Below are 25,939 nucleotides of genomic sequence, written 5' to 3'. Positions count from 1 at the left end.
CGAGCGACGGCGCGGGAACGTCCGGCGCGTGCCAGCTGGTGGAACGATCGCCGTCGACGGCCGCCGACGGCCTGCCCGCGGGGTCGTCCACGAGCGACTCGCCCGTCGCGCGGACCTGCCGTGCGCGGGTGGCCGGGTCCCCGCGCAGGACGTCGTCGAGGGCGGGGCCGGGACGTGGGCGCACGAGCAGTCGCGGGATCACTGTCGTGGCGGCGGGGACGTCGAGCAGGCGGGCGAAGCGGCCCGGTTCCTCGGGGTCGATCGCCAGGCCGGGGGCGCACCTGGCGGCGCCGGTGGACTCCTCGGCCCCGGCGAGTCCCTCGACCGGGCTGCCGGCGTGGACGCAGTCCGAGCGGCCGGACAGTTCCTGGCGCAGCAGCCAGCCGGACGGCGCGCGGGAGTCCTCGGGCCGGCCGGGCAGGGCGATGGTCCGTAGCAGTGGGATGTCCTGGCCACCGGCGGTCAGTCCGATCTCGGAGACCTCGAGGTAGGTGCCGCGGCCGCCGTCGGCGAAGCCCGTGGCCGTCACCCTGACCCGCCCGGTGGGGCCGGGCGGCAGTGGCACGGAGGTCTGTTCGCCCACCGCGGGGAACACCGTCGTGGTTCCGGTGTCGGTGCGCACCTCCAGTCTGCTGACGGGCGGTCCGGCGGCGGGGTCCGGGACGGTCAGCGTCAGGACGCCGCGGTCGAGGGGCTCGGGCAGGTCGATCTCGATCCATTCACCGAACGCGGACCCGTACCCGCCGGATCGCCAGGCGGTGTCGGGATCACCGTCGACGGCGGCGGCGACGGAGTGCGCCGGCCGCACCGGTCCGGTCTGGGCCGAGTCGGCCGCCGAGGACGACACCGTGACCCGGGCGTCCCACCATCGGGCCCGCGTGAGAGCCGGGTCGTCCTCGGCGACGGTCGCCGGGTAGTCGGGGACCGTGCCGCGGCTGCGGCGGAGGTCGCCCTCGGCCCGGACGGCCGAGGAGTTGTGGTCGACCCGGCCGAAGTCGGTCTCGCGATCCGCCGGCGAGTCCGTCAAGACCGGGCCGGTGGAGTTCAGCGGCCGCGGCCGCGGGAACGGATCGGACGCCGGGTCGACGCCGGCGGCGAGCGCGTCGGCCTCGAGCAGGCGCGTGACCCGGGACGGCGAGCCGACGGTGTCCTGAGACGCCAGCAGGTCGTCCAACCGGGACAGTGATTCGGGCCCTCCGGCGACGACCTGGAGGTCGCGGAGTTCCACCGTGTACGGCGCGGTCGCCGAGCGGGGCGGTCCGGGCGGCGCCGCATCCGATCCCAGTCGTGAGTCGACCCGGTAGATCTCGATCGCCGGATAAGCCGGCCGCAGCCCGGAATCGGGCACCACGACCACCTCGTCGTCGTTCCTGGCCCCGTCGTCACCAACCCCGTCGTCACCACCCCCGTCGCCACCAACCCCGTCGTCACCAACCCCGTCGTCACCGACCCGGGATCCCCCGACGGGGTCGCCGAACTCGGCGACCTTCACCAACCCGGGCGAGCCGTCGATCGCCTGGTGCACCAGCGCCGGGCGCGGCGCGGCGGCGTCCTCGGACAGGTCGTTGCGCACCACGAGGAAACCGACGCCCAGCGACGCCAGTGTGGCGGCCATCCCGGGCGCGGCGCGGCCGTCGGCCAGTCGTTGCTGCACGGCGTCGAGGGCGCGGATCGCGGGGGCCGGCTGCAACGGCACGGAGTCGCGGACCGCCCACGGCGTCCGGGCCAACGGCTGCAGGGGTTCGTCCCGGGTGACCCCCCACACCTGGCGGGCGAACGACGCGCCGGGGACCACGAGCGCACGCGTGGTGCCGGCCGGGTCGGACTCCCCGTCCTCCCCGTCCTCCCCGTCCTCGCCGTCCGCACCCGGCCGGTCCACCGGCGCGTTCTCCGACAGCCACCGCGCCGCGTCCGGCCAGTGGTCGGGCAGCGACTCATGCGCGCCGACCGGCGCGAGCCTGCCCAGCCACGCCGGGGCCACGGACACACCCGCGGCCAGCACGATCACCATCGCCACGGCCACCGACCGGTGGCGCTCCGGGTGCGCCAGCGCGTCCACCACGCGGACGCGGGGGGTCTCGCCCGGGGCGGCCCCGTCGCCGCCCCGGGCGAGTCCCGCGAGCAGACAGGACAGCAGGTGGGCGACGCCCAGTACCAGCGGCAACCGCAGTAGCGGCTCGAACTTGTGGACGTTGCGCAGCGCGGCGCCCGGGCCGTCGAGGACGGCGCGCAGGGTCTCGGCGAGGCCGCCACCGGCGGGCCCGACCCACGGCGCCGCCATCGCCACCAGGCCGACGGCGCCGATCACCAGCAGCCGGCCCCGTGCGGGCATCCCGCGCCACAGCAACCCCACGACGCCGGCCGCGGCGAGCACCCCGGTGGCCAGGACGAACACCGGCTCGCTCGTGAGGTCCGCGCCGGCGGTCCGGTCGGTCGACACGAACGGGACCCACGTCGAGGCGCCACGCAGCACCTCGGTCACCGAGGACCACCGGGTGGTGACCTGAGCCGACTCGATGTAGTCGAGGAACGGGGGCGAGACCCGGCCGAGCAGCACCAACGGCATCGCCCACCACACGCACACCGCCGCAGACAGCGGCAGCCACCACGCGGCGAGCCGCGCCCAGGTGCGGTCCGGACGGTGCAGGGCCCACCACAGCACCGCGGGCAGGCAGGCGGCCGCGGTGGCGACGGCGTTGACCGCACCCATCAGTGCCAACGCCAGCGCGGCACCTGCCCCGCCCCGGCGCGGCGACATCCGCCCCTGCAGTACCCGGATGACCGGCAGCAGCACCCAGGGCGCGAGGGCGACCGGCCAGATCTCCGACGAGATCGAGCCCAGGTCGCCGAGCATGCGCGGCGCGAGCGCGTAGAGGACGCCCGCGACCGGGCGGGTGACGCGGGTGCCGATGCGCAGCGCGGCGGCGACGCGGACCACGCCGACGAAGGCGACGGTCAGCACGACGGCCCACCACAGGCGTTGGGTCAGCCAGGCCGGCATCCCGACCAGGTCGAAGACCGCGAAGAACGGGCCCTGCGGGAACAGGTATCCGTACGCCTGGTTCTGCACCTGGCCGGAGAAGGACAGCCCGGTCCACAGGTGGGTGGCCTGGGCGAGGAAGCGCCCGGGGTCCACGACGAGGTCGTACTTGGTGTCCGGGACGACCAGACCCGGGGACTGCAGGCACGCCAGCAGGAGAAAAGCGAGGAACGCGACGACCGCGTCACGCGCGCCGGCGCCGAATCGGGCCCCGCGGATCACCTACGCCGGCGTGAGGGGTTGACGGCTGCGCGGGATCAGCGCGCGCCGTACTCGACCTGGCCGAGCAGGGCCTGGTCGGCCGGCGGCTGCGCGACCTCGGGGATGGAGTTCTCGGCCATGGCGGTGTTGACCCCGAAGGCGACGATGCCGCCGAGGACGATTCCGCCGACTGCGCTGGCGAGCGCTCCGGTACCGAAGCTCATCGGGTTCTCCCTGCGGTTCACGTGACAATGTCTGACGATGTCTCACGGCGGGTGCTGTGGAGCACACCGACGCCGGAAGAGTAGCACCCGCGGCCCGCCGGATCGGTGGAGCGGCTCCCATAAGTCCTTACCGGCGGGTAAGTTGGGTGTGGCACATGACACCGCGCCACACCAGACCGCACCACACCGCACCGCAGAGCGCCCGCCGGGAGGAGACCTGTGACGACGGGGACCAAACGCATCCCACGCGCGATCCGCGAGCAACAGATGCTCGATTCCGCGATCAGCGTGTTCTCCGATCTCGGCTACCGGTCGGCCTCGATGGACACCATCGCCCGCCACGCGAGCATCTCCAAACCGATGCTGTACCTGTACTACGGCTCCAAGGAGGAACTGTTCGCCGCGTGCGTGGTCCGGGAGTCCGGGCGGCTCATCGACCACCTCACCGACGCCGCGACCGGCAGCGCCGGGCCACGGCGGAGACTCGAGGGCGTCGTCCAGGCGTTCCTGGAGTTCGTCGACCAGCACACGGACTCGTGGAACGTCGTCTACCGTCAGGCATTCGCCGAACCCCAGTTCCGTGAGGAGGTCGAGAAGACCCGGTCGGTCCTGGTGGATCTGACCACCGACCTCCTCGCGCAGAACTCCGTCGACGAGCGCAGCCGCGAGGTGCTCGAGGTCGTCGCGACCGCCCTCGTCGGGGCGGGCGAGGCGGTCGCCGACCGCGTCGCGCACCGCTCGATCCCCACGTCGGTGGCCGCCGGGGTCGTCGTCGAGCTCGCCTGGCGTGGCCTCGCGGGCGACCCAGCGAAGTCACTCACCACCGCCACAGAGGAGAAGCCGTGACCGACACGTCCACCGCCACCGCCCGCCGGTCCGAGGCCGCCAGGACCCTCAGCCCGGCCGACCTCGCCAAGGGCCTGCCCTCCCTGGTCGCCGACCTGCCGTCCGTCCTCAACGGTCTCCGCATCGTCCGCACCTCGCGCAGCAGCCACAAGGTGTCCATCGGCCGCCGCTTCCAGAAGCTCGCGGCCGACCGGCCCGACGCCCCCTTCCTGAAGTTCCTCGGCACCGAGATCACCTACGGGGAGGCCAACCGGCGGGCCAACCGCTTCGCCGAGGTGCTCAGGGCGCGCGGGGTCCAGCGGGGCGACACCGTCGGCATCTGCATGGTCAACCGCACCGAGGTCATGCTCGCGATCCTGGGTGCGGTCAAGGTCGGCGCGTCGGTGGGCCTGCTCAACCACCACCAGCGCGGCGAGGTCCTCGACCATTCGCAGAAGATCATCGAGTCCAAGGTCGTGCTCGTCGGCGCCGAGTGCGCCGAGGCCGTCCAGTCCGTCCCCCGGGAGAACTGGGTCGGCGAGCTCGTCGCCGTCAGCTCCCCGATCGACCTGCCCTTCCGCGAGTTCCGCGCGAACCACCGCCCGGAGGAGCTGTCCGACCTGACCTGGCTGGAGGACGAGCTCGACGCACTGGGCGACGACGTGGGTGACACCAACCCGCCGGAAGCCGACGACACCGTGGGGGACGAGACCGCCTACTACGTCTTCACCTCGGGCACGACGGGCCTGCCCAAGGCCTCGACGATGTCCCATTACCGCTGGAACAAGGCGATGGCCGGGTTCGGCCTGTCGGGCGTGCGCCTGCGCAAGGACGATGTCCTGCTCTGTCCGCTGCCGATGTACCACAACAACGCCCTCACGGTGGGCCTCGGCTGCGTGCTCGCCGCGGGTGCCTGCATGGCGATCGAGGAGCACTTCTCGGCGTCGAAGTTCTGGGACCAGGCCCGCGCGGCCGGCGCGACCGCGGCCATCTACATCGGCGAGATCTGCCGGTACCTGCTCAACCAGGATCCCGGCCCGGGCGACCGCGACCACTCCATCCGCGTCATGACCGGCAACGGCCTGCGCCCCGAGATCTGGCACGAGTTCCAGGAGCGGTTCGGGATCGGTCGAATCTGCGAGTTCTACGCGGCCAGCGAGTGCAACATCGCGTTCGTCAACGCCTTCAACGTCCCACGGACCACCGGCTACTGCCCCATGGACTTCGCGATCGTCGACTACGACCCCGAGACGGGTGAGCCCCGCCGGGGCGACGACGGCCGTCTGACGAAGGTCGGCAAGGGCAAGACCGGCCTGCTGATCAGCGGGATCTCCGACTCCCAGCCCTTCGACGGCTACACCGACGCCGAGGCCACGGAGAAGAAGATCGTCCGCGACGCCTTCAGCGACGGTGACGCCTGGTTCGTCTCCGGCGACCTCATGCTCGACCAGGGACTCAAGCACGCGTCCTTCGTCGACCGCCTGGGCGACACCTTCCGCTGGAAGGGCGAGAACGTGGCCACCACCGAGGTCGAGGCCGCGGTCAGCTCCCTTCCCGAGGTGGACCAGGCCGTGGTCTACGGCGTGGCCGTCCCGGACGCCGACGGCAAGGCGGGGATGGCGGCGGTGCGTCTGCACGACAAGTCCGACTTCGACGGTGCGGCGATGGCGAAGCACCTGCGCGACTCGCTGCCCTCGTACGCGGTGCCCCTGTTCGTCCGGCTGTCCAAGGAGCTCGAGCAGACCTCGACCTACAAGAGCCGCAAGAACGAATTACGTGATCAGGCGTTCGACACCTCGAAGTTCGATGACCCGCTCTACGTGTTGTCCAAGGAGAACGGGTACGTCCCGTTCTACGATGGCGCGGAGAACGACGTCGTCGCCGGCACCGTCTGAGTCCCCCCGCCCGACCCGGCCGGCGCCCCCCTACCAGGAGGTCCAGCCGCCGCATGCCCAGTAGTCGCATGCCCAGCCGCCGAACGTCGCGCCGCGCCCGGCCCGACCTGTCCCGCCGCTCGCTGTTGATCGGCCTCTCGGCCGGCCTCGGCGGGGCGGCGGGGTGGGCCCTGACGTCGATGATCGGGGCGGGTGACGACGACGAGGGGTCCGGTTCCGGCCAGGATGCGGACTCGGTGGGGCCGCGCCCGTACGTGCCGCCCGAGGGCGCCGTCGCGGTGCGGGAGCCCCGCCGCCACTACTACGCCGATCCGGGCGACACCGATGGCCAGACGTTCGGCGACCTGTACCTGCCCGACTCCGCGAACCCGGCGCTGCCGGTGGTGGTGCTCGTCCACGGCGGAGGGTGGAAGGACTCGCTCGGCCTGGCGTACATGGAGAACCATGCACGCGACCTGGCGTCCTTCGACGTGGCGGTGTGGAACGTCGAGTACCGGCGGGTGGACTCCGGCGGCGGATGGCCCACCACCGTGGCGGACGTCTGCGATGCCGTCGACCACCTCGCCGAGGTCTCCGCGCAGCTCGACGGCCGGTTGGACCTACGCCGGGTGGTGGTGGCCGGGCACTCCTCCGGCGGTCACCTCGCGCTGTGGGTCGCGGGGCGGGCGCGGTTGTCGTCCTCACTGCCCGGGTCCCGACCGGTCGTGCCGGTCACCGGCTGCGTCTCCCTGGCCGGGGTGACGGACCTGCTCATGGCCGAGCGCACCGGCGACCGGTACGTCCACAGGCTCCTCGGTGGCCGCCCGGACGATCGCCGCCAGCGCTACGTCGACGCCTCACCGACCACCCATCTTCCCGCCGGCGTGCCGGTGGTGTGCGTCCACGGCCGCGACGACAAGGTGGTCCTGCCCGAGCAGTCCGAGTCGTATGTCCGGGCGGCCCGCCGCGCCGGCGACCCGGCCCGGGTCTCACTGGTCCCCGGCGGGCACGACCCGTGGGGCGACATCAGCGGCACCGTGTGGCACGACACCCGCGACACGCTGCTGGCGATGGCCCGCCGCAATCCCAACCCGGCGGGTTAGCTCCAGGCGGTGTCAGTTCCAGGCGGTGTCAATTCCAGCCGGTGTCCACGCGGATCCGTTCGAGCCGCCGGTAGGCGATCAGCCACTGCCCGTCCACCCTCCGGTACCGCTCGTGGTAGTGCCCCCAGCCGTGGAGCCGCCGTTCACGGCCGTCGACCGACCACCACAACCGGTCCTCCATCGCCCAGATGCCGGTGGCCGTGGGTTCACCGGTGGTCGGGTCCGGGCCCGTCAGCTCCAGCAGCGGCGTGTGGCCATGGTGGACGCTCGTCACCGGGTTCGGACCGTCGAGGGTGTCGCGGATCGCGGCGGTGAGCGCCTCGCGCCCGCGCACCTCGGCCGCGCCGCCGCTCGCCGCCCACGACTCGCTGACCACATCCTCGGTGTGGCACGGTCCGTAGGCGTCCCACTGTTTGGTGTCCATGACGTACAGGCGCCGGGCGAAGACCGCCCGGATCGCCTCGAGGTCCTCCACCGCGCTCCCGTCGTGCAGCCGGCTCATGTCGTGTAATCAGCGTTGATCGAGATGTATTCGCGACTCAGGTCGCAGCCGTAGACGGTGCAGGCCCCGCCGGCCACGCCGGCGCCGCTCTCCACACCCAGGTCGACCGCGATGGTGACCTCCCCGGCCCGCATGATCTCGGTGAGCCGCTCGAGTTCGGCCTCGCCGGGGAACGCCGGGTAGGTCTCGAGGTCGCCGAACACGATGCGGACCCGCTCGGGGTCGATGTCCGTGTCGTCGTGGCACTTGCCGATCGCCATGGCGACCCGTCCCCAGTTGGGGTCGGCGCCGTGGACCGCGGTCTTGACCAGCGGGGAGTTGAGGATCGCCTTGGCCACCCGCTTGGCCTGGGTCCGGTCCCGCGCGCCGGTGACCTCGACGGTCAGGAGCTTGGTGGCGCCCTCACCGTCGCGAGCGAGCTGGCGGGTCAGGTCGAGGCAGATCGCCTCGAACGCCTCACGCAGTTCGACCTCGCCGACAGGGTCGCCCGCGCCGCTGGCCAGGGCGATCGCGGTGTCCGAGGTCGAGGTGTCGGTGTCGACGGACAGGCAGTTGAAGGTCTCGTCCACCGCGGCCCTGAACGCGGAGTCCAGCACCCCCGGCTCCACCGCGGCATCGGTGAACAGCACCGCGATCATCGTGGCCATGTCCGGTTCGACCATTCCGACGCCCTTGGCGATGCCCACGATCTCGGCGGTGCCGCCCGTCGTCGTCGTCACCTCCACCCGCGCCGTCTTGGGATGGGTGTCCGTGGTCATCATCGCGGTGGCCAGCGCGACCGCGTCGGCGTCGAACCCGGCACCGGCCAGGCCGTCGAGATGCGTGCGCAGGAGGTCCATCGGGTACCGCCGGCCGATGACGCCGGTGGAGGCGATGAGCATCTCCTCCGGCGCCGCCCCCACGGCGGCGGCCGCATGCTCGAGCACCTCGCGCGCGTCGGCCATGCCCTGTTCGCCGGTGGCGACGTTGGCGTTCTTGGCCACGACCACCACGCCGCGCGCCCGACCGCTCGCCGCGTTGGCGCGGCTGAGCACGACCGACGGTCCGGCGAAGAGGGATCGGGTGAACACCGCCGACGACGCCGGGGAGGGACCGTCGTTGACGACGACGAAGACGTCATCCCCGCGCTCACGCAGACCCGCGGCACCCGCGTGGGCGCGGAAGCCCGGCGGGAGCGGGATCGTCTGGGCGGCGACGGCGGCGTTCGGCGGAGTCATGGTGACCATTCTCCCCCGCCGGGGTCCGCCGGCGGTATGCGACCGCCCGTGTCGGGCCGGGGCGCCTGCTGAAGCCCGAGGTATTTCAGTAATGTGACCCAACTAACACGAGAAAAATGGGGAGCCCCCTTATCTGCATTGATAAGAAAGTGTGCGACCGGAACACCGGGCGAAAACCTCCCCGGAGGTAGTAATTCCGCGGGTGCTGCGTAACGTCCTCCAGCGGATTCGGGATGTACATCACGAGTCCGAAAGCAGGACTGCACCACGAGAGCGGCGCACCCTCGCGCCGCCCACAGACGAAAGGGGTCTCTCATGATCGAGAGCATCTTCACCGGTTTCCTCAACTTCTTCAACAGCCTGATCGGCACCGGCTCCGACGCCGCCGAGGGCTTCGTCAGCACCGGCTCCGCCGCCGCCGACGGTGTCTACGGCACCGTCACCGGCTCGCTCGGCAACGTCGTGGGCGCGCTCTGAGCTGAGTGACGCTGGACCCACGAGGTCCTAGTCACTTTCAACGCCGGCATTCTCTTTCGAGGATGCCGGCGTTGTGCATTTACCAGCCCCTTCTTCTCCCGCCTCCGGGCTTTTCCGGAAAGGCGCAGCACGCCTTTCAGGGCTGAATGTGGCGTAGATCACATTAAACCGCGAACCCGGGCCGGCCAGCGTAAGTAAAAGACATTCCCCGTGGACCGCCCGCGATTGGCACTGAACCGGGTGAATCCCGCTGCAGCTCTACGTAGTGTCCGAAGGTGAGTTCCCGATGAGCCCCGAGCTCGCCGGGAACCACGCACACCGATCGACGCACCAGGCGTCGCATCCCCCGACGAAAGGACCACATCATGGGTTCCATCGAGACTTTCCTCCCCGGCCTCGCCACCGGCTCCGCCGCCGTTAACACCGGCTCCGACGTCGTCGACGCCGGCGCAGGCATCATCGCCGAGGTGCTCAACACCATCGGTGGCTTCGTCGCGCAGGCCACCGGCTCGCTGACCAACTGAGCCGACGCGCCTGACGGCGCCTCGCCCGGGCCCGGCTGCGGTCGGCCCGAGCGCACAGTGAGACCGGCCCCCGCTCCGGCGGGGGCCGGTTTCCGCATTTCCGCAACCCGTTCTGTCGCGACCCGTTTCGTCCACACGCGCCGGTACCGTGGAGCCATGGAACTCGACCTGACCCGCCACGTCGCCGCCGACCCCGACACCGTGTGGGCCGTGCTCACAGACATCCCCGAGGCGCATCGCACGCTCAGTGGCGTGCTGGCGGTCGAGATCCTCACCTCCGGCCCGTATCAGCCCGGCCTGCGCTGGCGTGAGACGCGCAAGATGTTCGGGATGAAGGCGACCGAGGAGATGATGGTGCAGGCCGCCGAGCCGCCACATTCCACCACGATCGTCGCCGAGAGCGGCGGCACCGAGTACAAGACCGTCTTCACCATCACCCCGGACGCCGACGGCGGTTCGACCCTACGGATGCGGTTCGGTGCACACACCGCTCACGCCCCCGCGGTCTCCCGGGTCGTGATGTCCGTGATGGGCCGGTTCGCGGAGAGGTCGACCCGTAGGACGATGGAGCAGGACCTGGCGGACATCGCCGCCGAGGCCGAGCGGCGGGCCGGGTAACCCGCACCCGGCCGGGCGCCGATCAGCCCCGCAGCGCCACCGCCCGGTCCCACAGGTCCGCGACGACCTCCGACGCCGGCCGATCGGCGTAGGCGTCGGCCGCCCGCCAGCGAGACCCCGCCCACAGCGGCGGCACCTCGGAGTCCCCGGCCTGCGCGGCGGCCTTGCGCATGGGCCCGGTGAGCAGGTGGAGATGCGGGTACGCCGGGGGCGCCACCGCATCGAACTCCTCCACGAAACCGTTGACGAGCGCCCGGGCGTAGCGGCCGGTGTAGCAGCGGGTCGGCCGGGACTCCGTGAACCCGGGGTCGGCCAGCGCGCTCCTGTGCAGGTCGCTCGTGCCGGCCTCCGGGGTGCGCAGCAGGACGGTGCCCAGCTGCACACCGTCCGCCCCGGCGTCGAGCACGGCGACCACGTCCTCCGGCGTGCTGATCCCGCCGGCGGCGACGAACTGCGTCTCCGGCAGCGCCTCACGCACCGCCCGCACCAGCGCCACTGTGGTGATGCCGTCGGGCTCCTCCCCCACCGTCGTGGTGGAGCGGTGTCCTCCGGCCTCGGCGCTCTGCACCGACAGCCAGTCCGCCCCCGCCTCGACCGCCCGGCGTGCGTCGGCGACCCCGGCCACCGTGACGACCACGGCCGACCCCGCCTCCTGCAGAGCCCGGACCATGCCGGGATCCGGGATCCCGAAGGTGAAGGAGACCACCGCGACCGGGTCCGCCACCAGCGCCGCGAGGCTGGCGTTCTGGTCGAAGTCGGTGAACTCCGGCTCCTCCGGGAGCGTGACCCCCAGCCGTCGTGCGACCGGCCCGATCGCCGCCGCGTACCCCGCCACCGCGTCCCGTCCACCCGCCGCCGACAGGGCGGCGTCGGAGTCGTCCCGGTCCACGAGGAAGACGTTCACCCCGAACGGCGCGTCCGTCAGCTCACGCACACGCGCGATCGCCGCGCGGAGGCCGGCGGCGTCGAGGTACCCCGAACCGATCATCGCGAGCCCGCCCGCCTCGCCGACCGCGGCGATGAGTTCCGGTGTCGTGGGTCCGCCCGCCATCGGCGCACCGATCACGGGACGCCGCAGGTGGGACGGCAGGAGACGGGGCCGGACGTGGCGGGTGTCGTCGTGGGTCATGCCCCCGACGATACGCCCGGCGGTACCGCCCGGCGCCGGGTCACCGCATAGACCGCGCCGCCGACGACGAAGACGACGACGCCCCCGATCACCGACTGCCAGGGCAGACTCCCGGCGACCACCACGCACCCGATCGCACCCAGCACCGGCACCCAGGCCGGCAGTCGCCGGCGTCGCCGATCGAGGCGCAGTGCGGCGGTGTTCGCCACGAGGTAGTAGATCAGCACCGCGAAGGAGGAGAACCCGATCGCCTGACGGACGTCCGCGACCAGCACGATCGCGGCCACCAGCACGCCCACGCAGAGCTCGGCGACGTACGGCGTCCGCGTGGTGGGGTGCACGGCCGCGAGCGGCGCGGGCAGGTGCCGGTCGCGAGCCATCGCCATCGCCGTTCGGGATACGCCGAGCACCCCGCCGAGCAACGCCCCGAGGGCCGCGATCCCGGCGGCGACCCGGACCACCGACGCGAGCACCCCGCCACCGCCTGACTCGCCACCGTCTCCTGCGCCACCGTCTCCTGCGCCACCGCCTCCCGCACCGCCGATCTGCGCGGCCGCGTCGAGCACCGGCGCCGCGCTCGCGGCCACTCCCCCCACCCCGAGGAGGTGCACCGTGGCGGCCAACACCGCCGCGTAGACCCCGATCACCACGGTGATCGCCACGACGACCGCGCGGGGGATCGTGCGGGCGGGCTCACGCACCTCCTCCCCGAGGGTCGCGATGCGGGCGTACCCGGCGAAGGCGAAGAAGCAGAACCCCGCGCCCCCGAGGACCCCGAGAACCCGGGCGGGCCACGCCTCACCGTCGACGGCGGGCGGTGACGCCACCGGTCCGGCACTCGCGGGCCCCGTCACCCACGCCATCGCGACGAACACCGCCAGAACCGCCAGCACGATTCCGACCAGCGCCTTCGACGCGGCGGCCGTGCGCTGCACGCCGAGCACCGACAGGATCGTCAGCGCGAGCACCGCCGCGGCCGCGACGAGGCCGGCGTGCCCGGGCCAGAGGTACAGGCCCGCCGTGAGGGCCATCGCCGCGCAGGACGCGGTCTTGCCCACCACGAAACCCCAGCCGGCGAGGAACCCCGGCAGCGGCCCGAGGAGTTCGCGCCCGTAGACGTACGTCCCTCCCGCCGAGGGGAACTGCGCCGCCAGCCGGGCCGACGACAACGCGTTGCACACGGCCACCACCGCGGCCACCGCGAGCGAGACCCACACCAGCGAGCCGGCGCGGGCCGCGGCGGGCGCGAACGCCACGAACACCCCGGCCCCCACCATCGCGCCGAGCCCCAGGACGACGGCATCGGACAGGCCCAGTCTGCGCTCCAGAGTCGACGTCACCGTGTCACCATCACAAACCCGGGTGGACGGCAGATGAACGTGGCACCCGGCCCCCCGCTCGAATTCGGCTCACCCGCCGGTCCGGATACATTGGGGGTCGTGTCCCTCACCCGCCGGCTCCGCGTGACGGCTGCCGTCCTCATCACCGGACTGGCGATGAGCGGGTGCGCGGACGACGAACCCGTGGACCCGGCCCCCGTCAGCGCTGCGGCCACCCCGGCAGCGACAGCGGCTGGCGCTGCGCCGCCCGCGCCACCGGCGCCGCCACCTGCACCGCCGTGCGAGTCGCCCCTGGATTCACTGAGCCAGCGGGAGCGGATCGCGCAACTGTTCACCGTCGGCGTGAGTTCGATGGCAGACGCCCGGCAGGCGGTCGAGCAACACAAGATCGGGGGGATCTTCCTCGGTGGCGGCGTCGTCGGCGAGGTGGTCTCGGGCGACGCGCTCGCCCGTCTCCAGCAGGACTCTCCCCTCCCGCTGCTGGTCGCGATCGACGAGGAGGGCGGCCGCGTGTCCCGCATCGCCCCCTACGCCGGCCCGCTGCCGTCCGCCCGGGTCATGGCGGCCACCATGAGTCCGGAGCAGGTCCGGTCGGCGGCCCGCGCGCGCGGCGAGTTCCTGCGCGGGATGGGCGTGACCGTCGACTTCGCCCCCTCGGTCGACGTGTCCGCGCAACCGGACGGCGCCGTGATCGGGGACCGCTCCTTCTCCCCCGATCCGGCCCGCGTGGTGCGCTATGCCCGCGCGTTCGCGACCGGACTGCAGGACGCCGGTGTGGCCCCGGTCTTCAAGCACTTCCCCGGCCACGGCCGCTCCTCCGGCGACAGCCACAACCAGTCGGTGACCGTGCCACCCCTGGACCAGCTCGTGCCCCACGACCTGCACCCGTTCGCCGAACTCGCCGGGACCCCCGGCGCCGGCATCATGCTGGGCCACCAGCAGGTGCCCGGACTGACCGGGGTGAACCGTCCGGCCTCGCTCTCACCGGCGGCGTACCGACTCCTGCGGGAGGGCCACGGTTACGGGGCTCAACCGTTCGACGGACCGATCTTCACCGACGACCTGTCCGGCATGCGCGCGGTCACCGACGCCTTCCCGCTGCCCCGGGCGGTCGCCGAGTCGCTCATCGCCGGCGCGGACTCCCCGCTGTGGATCACCACGGCCGGGATCGGCGAGGCCTTGGACGCCGTCGAACAGGCCCTGGCCAATGGCGCGCTGAGCAGACAGGCCCTCGACCGCTCCCTGATGCGCATGGCGGCACTGCGCGGGATCCCCGGCTGTGTGGGCGGCCCCGCCACCGGGCAGGTCGAGGGCGCCGCCGCGCTGTCCGCACCGATCCCCGACCTCGCCCCCCGCGCCGGACTGCCCGCACTGCCGGGGCCACCTGGCTGACCGGTCAGCCCGCGCCCTCCGGAGTCGCCGCGCCCCCGGTCCACACGCCCGAGGATCCGCGACGGTGCGAATCCACCAGGTGGGTGTCGACCACCCCGATCGCCTCCATCAGCGCGAAGACGGTCACCGGTCCCACGAAGCTGAAACCCCGTCGTTTGAGCTCCTTCGCGAGCGCCTCCGACTCCGGCGAGCGGCTGGGTACCTCGTCCGCGGTCCGCGGCTGCGGGGTGGTCTCCGGCCGGTACGACCAGATCAGCTCCCCGAGCCCGCCCTCGGACCGCAGGGCTACCACTGCACGCGCGTTGGCGATGGCGGCGTCGATCTTCCGGCGGTTGCGCACGATCCGCTCGTCGGACATGAGCCGGGCCACGTCGTCCTCGGTGAAGGCGGCGACGGCGTCCGGGGAGAACCCCGCGAACGCCTCCCGGAAGGCCGGGCGCTTGCGCAGGATCGTCACCCAGCTGAGCCCGGACTGGAATCCCTCGAGGACCAGCCGCTCGAACAGGCCGGCCTCGTCGCGGACGGGCACGCCCCACTCGGTGTCGTAGTACTCCCGCAGCAGGGGGTCCCGCGCCGCCCAGGGAGGTCGCCTCAGTCCGTCCTCGCAGAGCACCGTGCCGGCGGCGGAGGCGTGGTTCTGGGTCTGGTTCTGGGTCTGGATCTGTGTCTGGGGCTGGGTCTGCATGGGGTCTCCCGGGTTCATCGGACCACCCGTGTGGCGGTCGCCCGCCACCCTAGGACCGCGCTACGACAGCACGCCCGTGAGCTGGACGATCCGCACCAGAGCCAGGACCAGCAGCGCCACACCCACCACGAGGGTGAGCACGCGCCCGGCCACGCGGCCGTACGACAGGAACCGGTCGATCCGGCGGGTGGCCGCGGTGATCCCGCCCGACCGGACCCGCGCCAGGGCGACGATCAACCCGGCACTGGGCAGGATCGCGATGATCGCGAAGTACAGGATCTGCAGCAGCTTGGACCACCACGGGGTCTCGGCGAAGGAGATGAGCACCATCCCCGCGGCGAACGGCGCCGACGTCCCGGACTGGATGACGCCCAGGGCGACACCCGTGGCCATGATCCCGAACTTCTGCAGGATGTTCTGCGTCAGCGGCGCCTCGACGCTCTCCTCCTTGGCCTCGGCGGGCTGCCGCAACCCCATGACCGTGATGACGAGGCCGACCACGCCGAGCGCGACCATCGCCCACAGGTTGTAGAACAGGCTGCGGACGAACTCCTGGTTGTTGCCGATCACCCACACCGAGATCAGCGAGAGCAACACGATGCCGCAGAACGCGCCGCCGGTGAACCGTGCGGCCCGCGGCGCGAACGCGACCCCGCGTCCGGCAGAGGTCAGCCACAGGCCCGCGATGACGGCGAAGGCCAGGAGGTTGAGCGAATCGATCGCCGCGAAACCCAGCAGGCTGAGGTAGTACTGCACCGGACAACCCTACCGACGTCGGCCCGGCCGGAAGTCTCGGAGGCCGTCGGGATCAGCGTCGTCGTCGCGGTCGCGGCCCTCGTTGTCGTCCCGTTCGCCGTCGTCCCGCTCGCCGTCGTCCCGCTCGCCGGCAGAGCTCCCCTCCCGGCGCGGGCGGCCGAACACCGACCGCTCGCGGCGCCGCAGCACGTCGAGGTCCCGCACGGTCCAGCTCCGCACCGGTGCCGGGACACGCCACTGTCGCCACCACGCGACCATGCGGAACGCGAACACGAGGAAGGACAACACGGTCGCGGCGATCGGCCCCCAGGTGTCGGTGGCCACGGCGAGGGCCGTCAGGGCGGCACCGGTCGCCGCCGGGATGACATACAGGTTGGAGCCGCTGAACACCGCGGGGATCTCGTTGGCGACCACGTCCCGCAGCAACCCGCCGCCCACCGCCGTGACCACCCCGAGCAGCAGCGCCGACGCGACCGGCATCCCGTGATCCAGCGCCCGCGCGGTGCCGAAGGTGCAGAACAGCCCTAGGCCCGCGGCGTCGAACGCGACGATCAGGGTCTGCACGCGGTGGATGAGCGAACCGAGCAGGTACACGACCGCCGCCGCGACCACGGGCGCGACCAGGTAGATCGGCTCCGACAGCGCGAGCGGGGTGACCCCCAGCAGGACGTCACGGATGATGCCGCCACCGAGACCGGCGAGAAGCCCCAGCACGAGGCCACCGGTGATGTCGATGTCCTTCCGCGCCGCCAGCAGGTTCCCGGACAGGGCGAAGAAGAACACACCCATCAGGTCGAACCACAGGACCAGCGGCGAGGACTCCACGGCGGGGCCTAGACCACCGCGTCGGCCGCGTCCGACGCATCCGTGGTGGAACGCGCGTGATGACGGTTGCGCACCGCCCGGAACGTCCAGAGCTTGTTGACGATGAAGTTGATCGGCATCGTGATGAGGATCGTCAGCAGCTGACTCCAGTACTCACGGGAGTTGATCCCGGCGTCCTCGTGGAACAGCGGCTCCGGTAGGTAGAACGGGCTGGTGGGGTTGGTGAACGCGAGCTTGATGAAGATACCCGCGGCCGCCGCCACCGACCCCACCACGAGGAACGGCCAGAACTCCTGCCAGGGCGGCGCCTTGTGCCCCTTGCCGAACGTCCAGTGCCGGTTGAGCAGGAAGTTGTAGACGTTCGCCACGAGGAAGGCCACGATCCACACCAGCGTGGTGAACCGGAAGTTGAACTCCGTCCCCCCGAGCGGGAAGAGGATGTCCTGGGCGTTCTGTGTCCCGCCGTTGGCCTTGTTCATCAGGACCGTGACGATCATGTTCACGACCATGCCGGAGCCACCCACGATCCCGAACATGAGGAACTGTCGGGCGCCACGACGGTAGCGGCCGGGTTCGGGGAGGGCTGGGGTCACAGGCGATGAGTGTAGGCGTTCACCGCCCTCTCAGGCCGCGCCGTGTCCTTCCGCGATGCGTTCCGCCGGGTCCTCGATGGGCCCGGGTGCGGTGCCGTCGCCGAACGGTCGACCGCCCAGTTCCTCGCGGTGGTGCGGGGTGAGCAGACCGGACAGGTCCGGCCCCTTGGGGACCACACCGGTGGGGTTCACGTCCCGGTGGACGTCGTAGTAGTGCTCCTTGATCTGCGGGAAGTCGCAGGTGTCACCGAAACCGGGGGTCTGGAACAGGTCCCGCAGGTAGCCCCACAGCGCGGGCATCTCGGAGATCTTGTTGCGGTTGGCCTTGAAGTGGCCGTGGTAGACCGCGTCGAAGCGGACCAGTGTGGTGAACAACCGGATGTCCGCGACGGTGATCGTGTCGCCGACGAGGTAACGGCGCGTGGACAGCCGCTCCTCGAGCCGGTCCAGCGATTCCCACAGCTCGTCGTACGCCTGCTCGTAGGCGTCCTGGTCCGCCGCGAATCCGCAGCGGTACACGCCGTTGTTCACGGTGGGGTAGATCCACGAGTCCAGCTCGTCGATCTCGTCCCGGTGCTCGGCCGGGTACAGGTCCGGGGCACCCTCGCGGTGGAAGGCCGTCCACTCGGAGAGGAGATCGAAGTTGAGCTTCTGATAGGCGTTGGTCACCACCGACTTCGTGGGCAGATCGACCAGCGCGGGGACCGTGATGCCGCGCGGGTAATCGGGGATCCGGTTGAAGTAGGCCTCCTGCAGGCGGTGCAGGCCGGTCTCCGGGTCGCGCTCGTCCGGGTCGAGGTCAAAGACCCAGGAGTTGACATCGTGCGTGGGGCCCGCGAGACCCATCGAGATGACGCCCTCGAGTCCCATGAGTCGGCGCACGATGATGGTGCGACTGGCCCACGGGCAGGCGCGGGCGGCCATGAGTCGATACCGGCCGGGCTCCACCGGCCACCGCATCTCGCCCACCCTGTCCCCCACAGGTTCCGACCCGGCCGGTACGTCCGCCACCACGCGATCGTTGATGTAGGTGGCGTCGCGGACGAACTCGCCGTCGGTCGAGGCGTTCCTGGCGGGCGTGAAGTCGGTGTCGGCAGCCATGAGGGCCTCCAGAGGTCGGCGTGAGGTCATTGATGCATCACCAACATACCGGGTGGAATGTGGCCAGGCCAGCCCTCCTCCCCACAGGGGGTGTGCGACGCTGGGCACCATGGACTCCGCGCACGTCGACGACGTCCCCGCCCGCTACTCCGACTTCGCCGAGTTCGAGGTCCGCGGACGCACCCCGGTGTACCTCTCCTGGGCCCGGGGCATCGCGGACGACCCCGCCACCAGCGACCTCATCGCCTCTCTGCCCCGGATCAAGCGTCAGCCGGCACTGTTCTTCGCCGCCGCCCGTCACGCCGGCGCGCCCGAGACCGAGGACTACCCGGCCTTCCGCGACTTCGTCCACGATCACTGGCCGGAGATCGAGCAGATCGTCCTCAGCCACTCCACCCAGACCAACGAGGCCAAGCGCTGCGCGGTGCTCCTGCCGTTCCTGTCCCTGCTGCCCGGACCGCTCTCGCTGGTGGAGATGGGCGCGTCGGCCGGCCTGTGCCTGTACCCGGACCGCTACGCCTACCGGTACACGCTCGACGGCGGCGCCACCCGCGAGCTGACGCCCGCAACCGTCGCCTCTCCCGCGGCGCCCCCGGTCCTGGACTGCGACCTGCGCGACGGCGTCCCGCTGCCCCGCGCATTGCCGGAGGTCGTCCACCGGGGCGGCGTCGACCTCTCCCCCATCGATCCAGCCGACCCGGATTCCCGCGACTGGCTACGCAGCCTGGTCTGGCCCGGACAGCAGGCCGAGCGCGTGCCCCGCCTGGACGCCGCGCTCGACATCGCGGCCGCCGACCCGCCGCAGATCATCGCCGGCGACCTGGTCGAGGAGCTGGAGGCCTCCGTCGCCGCGTGTCCCGCGGGATCGACACCGGTGGTGTTCCACACCGCGGTGCTCGGCTACCTCGAGCCGCCGGCCCGCGCCGAGTTCGTCCGCCGGGTCACCGAGCTGGACTGTGTGTGGATCTCGGTCGAGGGTGTGACCCTCCTGCCCGACGTCGCCGAGCAGGTCCCGGAGTCGCTCCGTCGACACAAGGGCATCTTCGTCGTCGCCGTCAACGGTCGCCCCCTGGCCACGGCGCACGGCCACGGTGACTGGGTCCGCGCGCTCGACCTGCCCTGAGCTAGCCGAACGGCCACCCGCGCCGCATCGGCACGTCCGTTCCGGACCCACTCGCGTCGGGCTCGATGAGGTACTCCGTGCCGAAGGCCGCGGCGTAGATGTCCGGCGGGAACGCCAGCATCATGCCGATGTCGCTGGTCTGACTGGCGTGGCACTGCATCGCGCGGCGCTTGAGGTCGATCACGTCCGACGGCAGGTCGATCGCCCACGCGATCTCCGACTCCGCGACCCCGATCGGTTGTCCGTCGTCGCCGATGAGGATCGCCTGCCGGATCCGATCCGCGTCGAGGTCCATTCCGCCGGCCGCGAGAGCCTGCATGAACTCGGCCGCGGCGGGGCTGTCGAGCATCTCCAACTGGGCGTCCCGGTTGGTCGTGGCCTCCATCAGGCGGGGACGTCGCGCGGCCACCTCCGCCGCGCGCCGGGCGATCCGGTGGACCGCGATGTGGTCGGGGTGCCCGTAGTTCCCGTGGTGGTCATAGCCCACCAGGACGTCGGCGTCCTCGCGGTCGCAGATCCGCGCCACCCGCGCGGCGGCCTCGTCGACGTCGGCGCTGTGGAGGCTCAGCGGGTGATCGTTCTGCTCCCACCCGGTCATCCCCGAATCCCGGTACCCCAGCCAGTCGATCCGGGCCACGCCCAGCACCGCCGCCGCCGCACGGGCCTCCCCTCGCCGGTGCTCCACCAGGTCGCCGTCGGGTCCGAGGTGCTCGGGGCGCTCACCGTGATCGCCGTCGGTGGCGAACACCGTCACCACCCGGTGCCCGGCGCGGGAGGCGAGCGCCATCATCCCCGCGGTCTGGGACGTCTCGTCGTCGGGATGGGCGTGGAGGAACACGATGGTCGACACCCGGACATTCTGCCCTGCCGGCCGCCCCGCGCGGGGCGTCACGCCCGTGCGTCGGGATGGCCCGCGAGCCAGCGGTCGAACGCCTCGGCGCTGGTCAGCTCAGGCGTGTAGCCGAAGACCTCACGGAGCCGGCTGTTGTCGAGCACCGGCTCGGGGACCGCAAGGGTGCGCTTGCCGAGCGGCGCAGCGATCTGGTCGATGGTGAGCGTTCCCGTGCCGGCGACGTTGTAGACACCGGCCGGCCCGTCGCCCACGGCGCGCACGATGATCGCCACCAGGTCGGTGTCCCAGATGAAGACGAACGGCGAGTCCGACCCCCGGACGGCGAGCAACGGTGGAACAGGGCGGTGATCTTGTTGTCCACGGTGTCGCCGAGGATCGTGCCGATGCGCAACACGACCTGGTCGAGATGGGGGTGCTCGCGGCGGGCGTCGGCCAGCATGTGCTCGACGAGCGCCTTGTGGTGGCTGTAGGCGAACGCGCTGGTGCCGCGGACGGCGTGGTCCTCGGTGATCGACACCGACAGCGCCACGTCGCCACGCGCCCGGTGCGTGAGGATGTTGGAGACGTTGCCGGGCGGGCAGCACGCCACGAGGATCATGCCGAGCGCGACCGACCCCTGCACGCCGAGCAGCAGCGTCAGCAGGAACGTCAGCGCGGGCAGCAGCGCGAACTGTGCTGCCACGGCCACCGCGAACGCCCTGGGCTTGCGCAGCGCCAGCCGGTAGTCGGAGAGCCGCGTGTCCATGGCGATGCCGAACAGGATCAGTCCCAGGACGATCTTCAGCGTGGTGAGGGACCCGGAGTCGAACGCGATCCGGATGTCGTCGACGTTCACGAGCCGGCCCCCGGTGTCTGCGCGGAGTCCGAACCCGCCGCCTCCATGCGCGCGACCAGCCCGGTCACGGCGCCGCGGTACGCGCTCTTGTTGGCGTAGTAGGCCATCCGGTCCAGCCCGAGGTAGTTGTAGCCCCCCGTGAGGTCCGGGCGGGGGCCGCGCCGGGAGGAGTCGACGACGGCGAGGGCCGCACGCCCGGCCGGTGAGTCGTCACGGCGTGCCGCGAGGTAGCGGGCGACGAGGTCGGCCTGTTCGTAGCGGCCCTGCCAGCCGATGCCGGAGGCCTCGAGCATGCCGAGTACCGCGAGGTCGTCGCGGGCCGACGGGAAGATGTTGACGTGCAGGTCCGGCGCGGGGGCGCTCTCGGCCCAGTCGAGGTGGCGGCGGTCGATGAACGGGTAGTTCAGCACGTAGCCGGTGGCGAGCATGACGAGGTCGTACTCGCCAGACGTCCCGTCGACGAAACGCACGGTCCGCCCGTCGAACCGGTCGATGTCCGCCCGGACCCCGATGTCGCCGTGGCCCACGTGCTGCAGGATCAGACTGTTGACGACGGGGTGGGACTCGTAGATCTTGTGGTCGGGCTCGGGGAAGCCGAACCGGGTCGGATCGCCGGTGAAGGCCTTGAGTACCCGCGAGTCGATGGACTGCTTGATCCGCGGGGGCAGGGGGCGACCGCCGGACCCGAGGGTGTCGGCAGGTCGGCCGAAGAGGTACTAGGGCACGAAGTGGTAGCCGCGCCGCACGCTGATGTCGACCGACGCGGCGTGGTGGACGGCGTCGACCGCGATGTCGCAGTCGCTGTTGCCCCCGCCCACCACGAGGACGCGCTTCCCGGCCAGCTCCCGCGGGTACTTGTAGCGGCTGGTGTGGCGGACCTCGCCACTGAACCGGCCCGCGAACTCCGGGATCTTGGGCTCGGAGAGGGTGCCGTTCGCGATCACCAGCGCCGAGAACTCCCCGGCGTCAGCCTCGGGCCCGGGGCCCACCTCGTCGTCGGTCCCACCGCCGCCCCCACCCACCGCGCGCACGTGGAGTCGCCACCCGGAGTCGCGCGCGTCACTCACCGGTTCCGCGCGGACCACCTCGGTGCCGAAGCGGAACCGTTCGCGTAGGCCGAAGTGGTCGGCGAAGTCGCGGAAGTAGGCCAGCAACCGGCGGTGGTCCGGGCAGTCGGGGGTGTCGGCCGGCATGGGGAACTCGGCGAACTCCGTGGTGCGGGCGGAGGAGATGAGGTGGGCCGACGCGTAGACCGTGCTGCGCGGGGAATCGATGTTCCACAGTCCGCCGACGTCTCCGGCGAGATCGAAGCCCACCCAGTCGACGCCCTGGCGGTCGAGGTTGCGGGCTGCGGCCAGGCCGGAGGGCCCGGCCCCGATGATGGCGACTGGACGGGTGTCAAGGATGGGCACGGGTACAGATACTGCCCCAGAACGCGAGAATCCCCGGCCGGTTTCGTCCGCACTGGACGAAATCGACCGGGGAGGGCCCGGAAGCGACCCGGAGTCTACTTCTCGCGAACGACCGAGCCGTCGTCCTGCAGACGCAGGAGCGGGTAGATGCCGTTCTCGTCGTGGTTCTCGTCGCCGACGACCGGGGGGTTGAAGACGCAGAGCATCTGCATCTCCTCCTCCACGATGACCTGGTGCTTCTCGTTGCCATCGAGCAGGTACATGGAGCCCGCCTCGAGCGGGTACTCCTTGTCGTTGGTCAGGTCACGCAGGGTGCCCTTGCCACGGGTCAGCCACACGGCCTCGATGTGGTTGGCGTAGTGGAAGTCGTTGGTCGTGCCGGCCGCGATGGTGGTCTCGTGGAACGAGAACCCGACGCGGTCGTCGGCCAGGACGATGCGCTTGGACTCCCAGTTGCCGTTGTTGCCCTTAATGTGGCGGTCGGTGTCGGTGATCTCTGCGGTGGTACGAACGATCATGCGGGGCCTCCTCGGCGAGGTCGTGGGTCGAGGGTGTGTGGTCTGGGCGCTCAGAGGTACTGCTGGGCGAGGACGTGGTCGACGGCCTCGTAGCAGATCTCGATGCCCCGATCGCGCTCTTCGTCGGTCAGCGTGAGCGGGGCGAGGAACTTGACGACCTCGTCGCTCGGGCCGGCGGTCTCGACCAGCATCCTGTTGTCGAAGCAGCGGGCCATGACCTCTCCGGCCAGCTCCGGCTTCTCGAGGAAGGCGATACCGAACGCCATGCCGCGGCCGCGGAGTTCGAGCTTGCCCTCGTACTTGTAGACCAGCGGGGAGAAGCGCTCGCGCAGGATACGGCCGTTCTCCAGCGTGCGGTTCTGCAGCTTGTCGTCGGACCAGTACTTGCGCAGCGCCACGTCGGCGGTGATGAATGCCATGTTGTTGCCGCGGAAGGTGCCGTTGTGCTCGCCCGGGGTCCACTCGTCGAGCTCGCGGTTGAACAGGGTGACCGCCAGTGGCAGGCCGTAGCCACCGATCGACTTGGACAGGCAGACGATGTCCGGCTTGATGCCCGCGAACTCGAACGAGAAGAACTCGCCGGTGCGACCGCAGCCCATCTGGACGTCGTCGACGATCAGCAGGATGTCGTGGCGCTTGCACAGCTCGTCGAGGGCCTTCAGCCACTCGGCGCGCGCAGCGTTGATGCCTCCCTCGCCCTGGACGCACTCGACGATCACGGCCGCCGGGCGGTTCATGCCCGAGCCGGAGTCGACGAGGACGCGCTCCATCCACTGGAAGTCCTCGGTGACGCCACCGAAGTAGTTGTCGTACGGCATCGGCGTGGCGTGGACCAGCGGGATGCCGGCACCGGCGCGCTTCATCGAGTTGCCGGTCACCGACAGCGATCCGAGGGTCATGCCGTGGAAAGAGTTCGTGAAGTTGATGATGGCCTCGCGGCCGGTGACCTTACGGGCCAGCTTGAGTGCCGACTCCACGGCGTTGGTGCCGGTCGGCCCGGGGAACATCACCTTGTAGTCCAGCCCGCGCGGCTCGAGGATCTTCGAGGAGAAGGTCTCCAGGAACGCGCGCTTGGCGACGGTGTACTTGTCGAGCGAGTGGGTCACGCCGTCGCGCTGGATGTACTCCAACAGCGCGCTCTTCATGTCGTCGTCGTTGTGGCCGTAGTTCAGTGCGCCGGCACCGCCGAAGAAGTCGAGGTACTCGTCTCCGTCGACGGTCGTGAGCGTGGTGCCCTTGGCGGTGTCGAATACCACCGGCCAGTTGCGCGAGTAGCTACGGACCTCCGACTCGCGGTCGGAGAAGATGTCCGTATTGGTGCTGGTGTCGTGCGTGGACTCGGTCATGGTCTTCAGATCACTCCATTTGTGAAGAGGCGGGCGACGGTGGCGGGCCGGGCGGCCCGCGCGCCCTCGTCTAGGAAATCGTGTACAGGTCTTCTTGCTCGTGACCTTCGCCGAGGAGTTCGGAGCTCAGGTAGTCCTCGTCGGACAGCGTCATCCCGCGGTCTCGCGCGACGGCACCGAAGGTGCGCTGGGACGCCTCGTTGTCCGGGCTGATGGTGGTGCGCAGGCGCACCACGCCGCGCTCGGCCAGCCGGTCCATGAGGCTGTGCAGCAGTCGCGCCGCCAGTCCCTTGCCGCGCTGGTCGGCGTCGACGCCGACCTGCCACACGAAGATCGTGTCCGGCTCCGAGGGGCGGATGAATCCGGTGACGAATCCGACGACCCGGCCCTCGACCTCCACCACCACGGAGCTCTCCGAGAACTCCGCCCCCCACAGCACGTAGGCATAGGAGGAGTTGAGGTCGAGAACGCCGCTGTCTCGGGCGATCTCCCACATGCGGGTTCCGTCGGCCGCGGTGGGCACTCGGAACAGCGCGTCGGACGAATCAGGGTTACGGGGTACTACTCGTTCTCCTGGGTTCATAGTCGGTGTCCACCGTAGTGACGTCCCCACGTTGTTGCATCACCCTTCCCCAATTCGTTACCTGAAAACACGATGAGTGTGCAGGTGGCCGCCGGGGAGTGAGGTCGGTCACGCGGCAGTCTCCGACAACGGTTCCGGCGCCGGCCCTGCGGTGAGAGAATCAGGACATGGACGCCAACCCGATCACCGAATTCGACGAGGCGCGAAGTCTGCAGCTTCTGGGCACGGTCTCCCTGGGACGCCTGGTCACCGTCTCCGAGGGCCGTGCCGACATCTTCCCCGTCAACTACGCGCTCTCCCCGGAGGGCAAGCTCTTCTTCCGCACCGCGGAGGGCTCCAAGCTCGCCGGGATCACGGTCCATCCGGACGTCGTGTTCCAAGTCGACCACATCGACGGCGACGACGCCTGGTCGATCGTCGTCCGCGGGACGGCGCGACGGCTCGACAGCTTCGCGGAGATCAACCGCGCGGAAGAGCTCGGGCTCAAACCCTGGATCCCGACCCTGAAGTACAACTTCGTCGAGATCACGCCCGAGAAGATCTCCGGCCGCGGATTCACCTTCGGCGAGGAGCCGGAGCGCTACACCGGTTACTGACCCACGCCCCACTGGTCTGCGCCCACCCAGCCGCCTAGAACGGTGGTGGGTCGATGAGTTCGTCGAGGCGTTCGTGGAGTAGGGCGCGGATGCCTTTTTCGATGTCGCTGTGGTGGGGTTTGTTGCGGGCCCACCAGCGGCTGGCGCTCTCGGGGGTGGCGCTGGCGGGGGTGGCTTTCTCGGGCGTGGTGTCGGTGGCCGCGCCGGTGCTGGCGCTGGCGGCGCCCGTGCCCGTGCCGGGGGCGGG

The 25,939-nt window shown here is 71.1% G+C and carries 24 protein-coding genes and 3 pseudogenes; 9 read left to right on the top strand and 18 right to left on the bottom strand.

What is annotated here, in order from left to right; all coding sequences use genetic code 11:
- Positions 1–943: 943 nt before the first annotated feature.
- Positions 944–3,262, bottom strand: a pseudogene (locus AYO52_RS18845) (DUF3367 domain-containing protein); the annotation flags it as partial.
- A 35-nt stretch (positions 3,263–3,297) separates the two neighbouring features.
- Positions 3,298–3,465, bottom strand: coding sequence for a DUF2613 domain-containing protein (locus AYO52_RS17680; protein WP_082923887.1), 168 nt, complete (start codon positions 3,463–3,465; stop codon positions 3,298–3,300).
- 219 nt (positions 3,466–3,684) lie between these two features.
- Between AYO52_RS17680 and AYO52_RS08575 the strand changes: the two genes are divergently transcribed.
- The 3 genes from AYO52_RS08575 to AYO52_RS08565 are packed head-to-tail and all read left to right on the top strand — an operon-like array spanning position 3,685 to position 7,267.
- Positions 3,685–4,311 (top strand): TetR/AcrR family transcriptional regulator, encoded by a 627-nt coding sequence (locus AYO52_RS08575; protein WP_082923886.1) that lies wholly within the window; start codon positions 3,685–3,687, stop codon positions 4,309–4,311.
- A complete protein-coding gene (locus AYO52_RS08570; RefSeq protein ID WP_082923885.1) occupies positions 4,308–6,185 on the top strand; it encodes a long-chain-acyl-CoA synthetase in 1,878 nt (625 codons plus the stop codon). The genes AYO52_RS08575 and AYO52_RS08570 overlap by 4 nt, the downstream gene beginning before the upstream one ends.
- 53 nt (positions 6,186–6,238) lie before the next feature.
- The gene (locus AYO52_RS08565; RefSeq protein ID WP_067715937.1) at positions 6,239–7,267 is read left to right on the top strand and encodes an alpha/beta hydrolase; all 1,029 of its coding nucleotides are present in this window, start codon (positions 6,239–6,241) and stop codon (positions 7,265–7,267) included.
- A 28-nt stretch (positions 7,268–7,295) separates the two neighbouring features.
- Here AYO52_RS08565 and AYO52_RS08560 read toward each other — a convergent pair whose 3' ends face one another.
- Positions 7,296–7,769 (bottom strand): nuclear transport factor 2 family protein, encoded by a 474-nt coding sequence (locus AYO52_RS08560; protein ID WP_067715934.1) that lies wholly within the window; start codon positions 7,767–7,769, stop codon positions 7,296–7,298.
- Positions 7,766–8,986, bottom strand: a complete 1,221-nt coding sequence (gene argJ, locus AYO52_RS08555; RefSeq protein WP_067716002.1) for a bifunctional glutamate N-acetyltransferase/amino-acid acetyltransferase ArgJ — start codon at positions 8,984–8,986, stop codon at positions 7,766–7,768. Before argJ ends, AYO52_RS08560 begins: the two co-directional genes overlap by 4 nt.
- Before the next feature lie 315 nt (positions 8,987–9,301).
- Here argJ and AYO52_RS18250 point away from each other — a divergent pair, with 315 nt between their 5' ends.
- The 3 genes from AYO52_RS18250 to AYO52_RS08550 all read left to right on the top strand — a co-directional run bounded on the left by AYO52_RS18250 (position 9,302) and on the right by AYO52_RS08550 (position 10,605).
- Positions 9,302–9,463, top strand: coding sequence for a hypothetical protein (locus AYO52_RS18250; RefSeq protein ID WP_156523569.1), 162 nt, complete (start codon positions 9,302–9,304; stop codon positions 9,461–9,463).
- A 365-nt stretch (positions 9,464–9,828) separates the two neighbouring features.
- Complete coding sequence (locus AYO52_RS18570; protein ID WP_172812139.1) at positions 9,829–9,987, top strand: hypothetical protein; 159 nt, start codon at positions 9,829–9,831, stop codon at positions 9,985–9,987.
- Between the two features lie 156 nt (positions 9,988–10,143).
- Entirely contained in the window at positions 10,144–10,605 is a 462-nt protein-coding gene (locus AYO52_RS08550; protein ID WP_067715932.1) for an SRPBCC family protein, read from the top strand.
- A gap of 22 nt (positions 10,606–10,627) precedes the next feature.
- Here AYO52_RS08550 and AYO52_RS08545 read toward each other — a convergent pair whose 3' ends face one another.
- Together AYO52_RS08545 and AYO52_RS08540 are read right to left on the bottom strand one after the other, a co-directional pair.
- Complete coding sequence (locus tag AYO52_RS08545) at positions 10,628–11,734, bottom strand: nitronate monooxygenase family protein (RefSeq protein ID WP_067715929.1); 1,107 nt, start codon at positions 11,732–11,734, stop codon at positions 10,628–10,630.
- Positions 11,731–13,074, bottom strand: a complete 1,344-nt coding sequence (locus AYO52_RS08540) for an APC family permease (RefSeq protein WP_067715926.1) — start codon at positions 13,072–13,074, stop codon at positions 11,731–11,733. Before AYO52_RS08540 ends, AYO52_RS08545 begins: the two co-directional genes overlap by 4 nt.
- Positions 13,075–13,173: 99 nt before the next feature.
- Between AYO52_RS08540 and AYO52_RS08535 the strand changes: the two genes are divergently transcribed.
- Positions 13,174–14,466, top strand: a complete 1,293-nt coding sequence (locus AYO52_RS08535) for a glycoside hydrolase family 3 N-terminal domain-containing protein (RefSeq protein ID WP_067716000.1) — start codon at positions 13,174–13,176, stop codon at positions 14,464–14,466.
- A gap of 4 nt (positions 14,467–14,470) precedes the next feature.
- On the opposite strand, the gene AYO52_RS08530 is transcribed toward AYO52_RS08535, so the two are convergent.
- Genes AYO52_RS08530 through AYO52_RS08510 form a run of 5 tightly spaced genes read right to left on the bottom strand, consistent with a single transcriptional unit; the run spans position 14,471 to position 18,426 of the window.
- Positions 14,471–15,151, bottom strand: coding sequence for a DNA-3-methyladenine glycosylase I (locus AYO52_RS08530; protein ID WP_067715923.1), 681 nt, complete (start codon positions 15,149–15,151; stop codon positions 14,471–14,473).
- A gap of 60 nt (positions 15,152–15,211) precedes the next feature.
- The gene (locus AYO52_RS08525) at positions 15,212–15,907 is read right to left on the bottom strand and encodes a hypothetical protein (RefSeq protein WP_067715919.1); all 696 of its coding nucleotides are present in this window, start codon (positions 15,905–15,907) and stop codon (positions 15,212–15,214) included.
- A 9-nt stretch (positions 15,908–15,916) separates the two neighbouring features.
- Positions 15,917–16,732 carry a trimeric intracellular cation channel family protein gene (locus AYO52_RS08520; RefSeq protein WP_067715918.1) on the bottom strand — a complete coding sequence of 272 codons (816 nt, stop codon included), beginning with the start codon at positions 16,730–16,732 and terminating at the stop codon, positions 15,917–15,919.
- Positions 16,733–16,740: 8 nt separating this feature from the next.
- Complete coding sequence (locus AYO52_RS08515) at positions 16,741–17,325, bottom strand: GtrA family protein (RefSeq protein ID WP_082923884.1); 585 nt, start codon at positions 17,323–17,325, stop codon at positions 16,741–16,743.
- 30 nt (positions 17,326–17,355) lie between these two features.
- On the bottom strand, positions 17,356–18,426 hold the full coding sequence (locus AYO52_RS08510) for a glutathione S-transferase family protein (protein WP_067715913.1): 1,071 nt from the start codon (positions 18,424–18,426) through the stop codon (positions 17,356–17,358).
- A 109-nt stretch (positions 18,427–18,535) separates the two neighbouring features.
- Between AYO52_RS08510 and AYO52_RS08505 the strand changes: the two genes are divergently transcribed.
- Entirely contained in the window at positions 18,536–19,549 is a 1,014-nt protein-coding gene (locus AYO52_RS08505) for a DUF2332 domain-containing protein (protein ID WP_067715910.1), read from the top strand.
- Position 19,550: 1 nt separating this feature from the next.
- Here AYO52_RS08505 and AYO52_RS08500 read toward each other — a convergent pair whose 3' ends face one another.
- From AYO52_RS08500 to ectA, 6 genes and pseudogenes are all read right to left on the bottom strand, one after another.
- Positions 19,551–20,399, bottom strand: a complete 849-nt coding sequence (locus AYO52_RS08500) for a PIG-L deacetylase family protein (RefSeq protein WP_067715908.1) — start codon at positions 20,397–20,399, stop codon at positions 19,551–19,553.
- 94 nt (positions 20,400–20,493) lie between these two features.
- The gene (locus AYO52_RS17675; protein ID WP_082923883.1) at positions 20,494–21,237 is read right to left on the bottom strand and encodes a bile acid:sodium symporter; all 744 of its coding nucleotides are present in this window, start codon (positions 21,235–21,237) and stop codon (positions 20,494–20,496) included.
- Positions 21,234–22,649, bottom strand: a pseudogene (locus tag AYO52_RS08490) (flavin-containing monooxygenase). Before AYO52_RS08490 ends, AYO52_RS17675 begins: the two are co-directional and overlap by 4 nt.
- Before the next feature lie 95 nt (positions 22,650–22,744).
- Complete coding sequence (locus AYO52_RS08485; protein WP_067715905.1) at positions 22,745–23,167, bottom strand: ectoine synthase; 423 nt, start codon at positions 23,165–23,167, stop codon at positions 22,745–22,747.
- Positions 23,168–23,217: 50 nt separating this feature from the next.
- Positions 23,218–24,513 (bottom strand): diaminobutyrate--2-oxoglutarate transaminase, encoded by a 1,296-nt coding sequence (gene ectB, locus AYO52_RS08480; protein ID WP_067715902.1) that lies wholly within the window; start codon positions 24,511–24,513, stop codon positions 23,218–23,220.
- A gap of 70 nt (positions 24,514–24,583) precedes the next feature.
- Entirely contained in the window at positions 24,584–25,096 is a 513-nt protein-coding gene (ectA, locus tag AYO52_RS08475) for a diaminobutyrate acetyltransferase (RefSeq protein ID WP_067715900.1), read from the bottom strand.
- Positions 25,097–25,263: 167 nt separating this feature from the next.
- Here ectA and AYO52_RS08470 point away from each other — a divergent pair, with 167 nt between their 5' ends.
- Positions 25,264–25,692, top strand: coding sequence for a pyridoxamine 5'-phosphate oxidase family protein (locus AYO52_RS08470; protein ID WP_067715897.1), 429 nt, complete (start codon positions 25,264–25,266; stop codon positions 25,690–25,692).
- A gap of 34 nt (positions 25,693–25,726) precedes the next feature.
- Here AYO52_RS08470 and AYO52_RS18565 read toward each other — a convergent pair.
- Positions 25,727–25,939: pseudogene (locus AYO52_RS18565) on the bottom strand (HNH endonuclease); the annotation flags it as partial.

It is taken from the genome of Dietzia sp. 111N12-1, assembly GCF_001658045.1.
In the GTDB taxonomy this organism is placed as follows: Bacteria; Actinomycetota; Actinomycetes; order Mycobacteriales; family Mycobacteriaceae; genus Dietzia; species Dietzia kunjamensis.
Note: the sequence above shows the minus strand (reverse complement) of the source record. Positions and strands in the feature narration are given on the sequence as shown.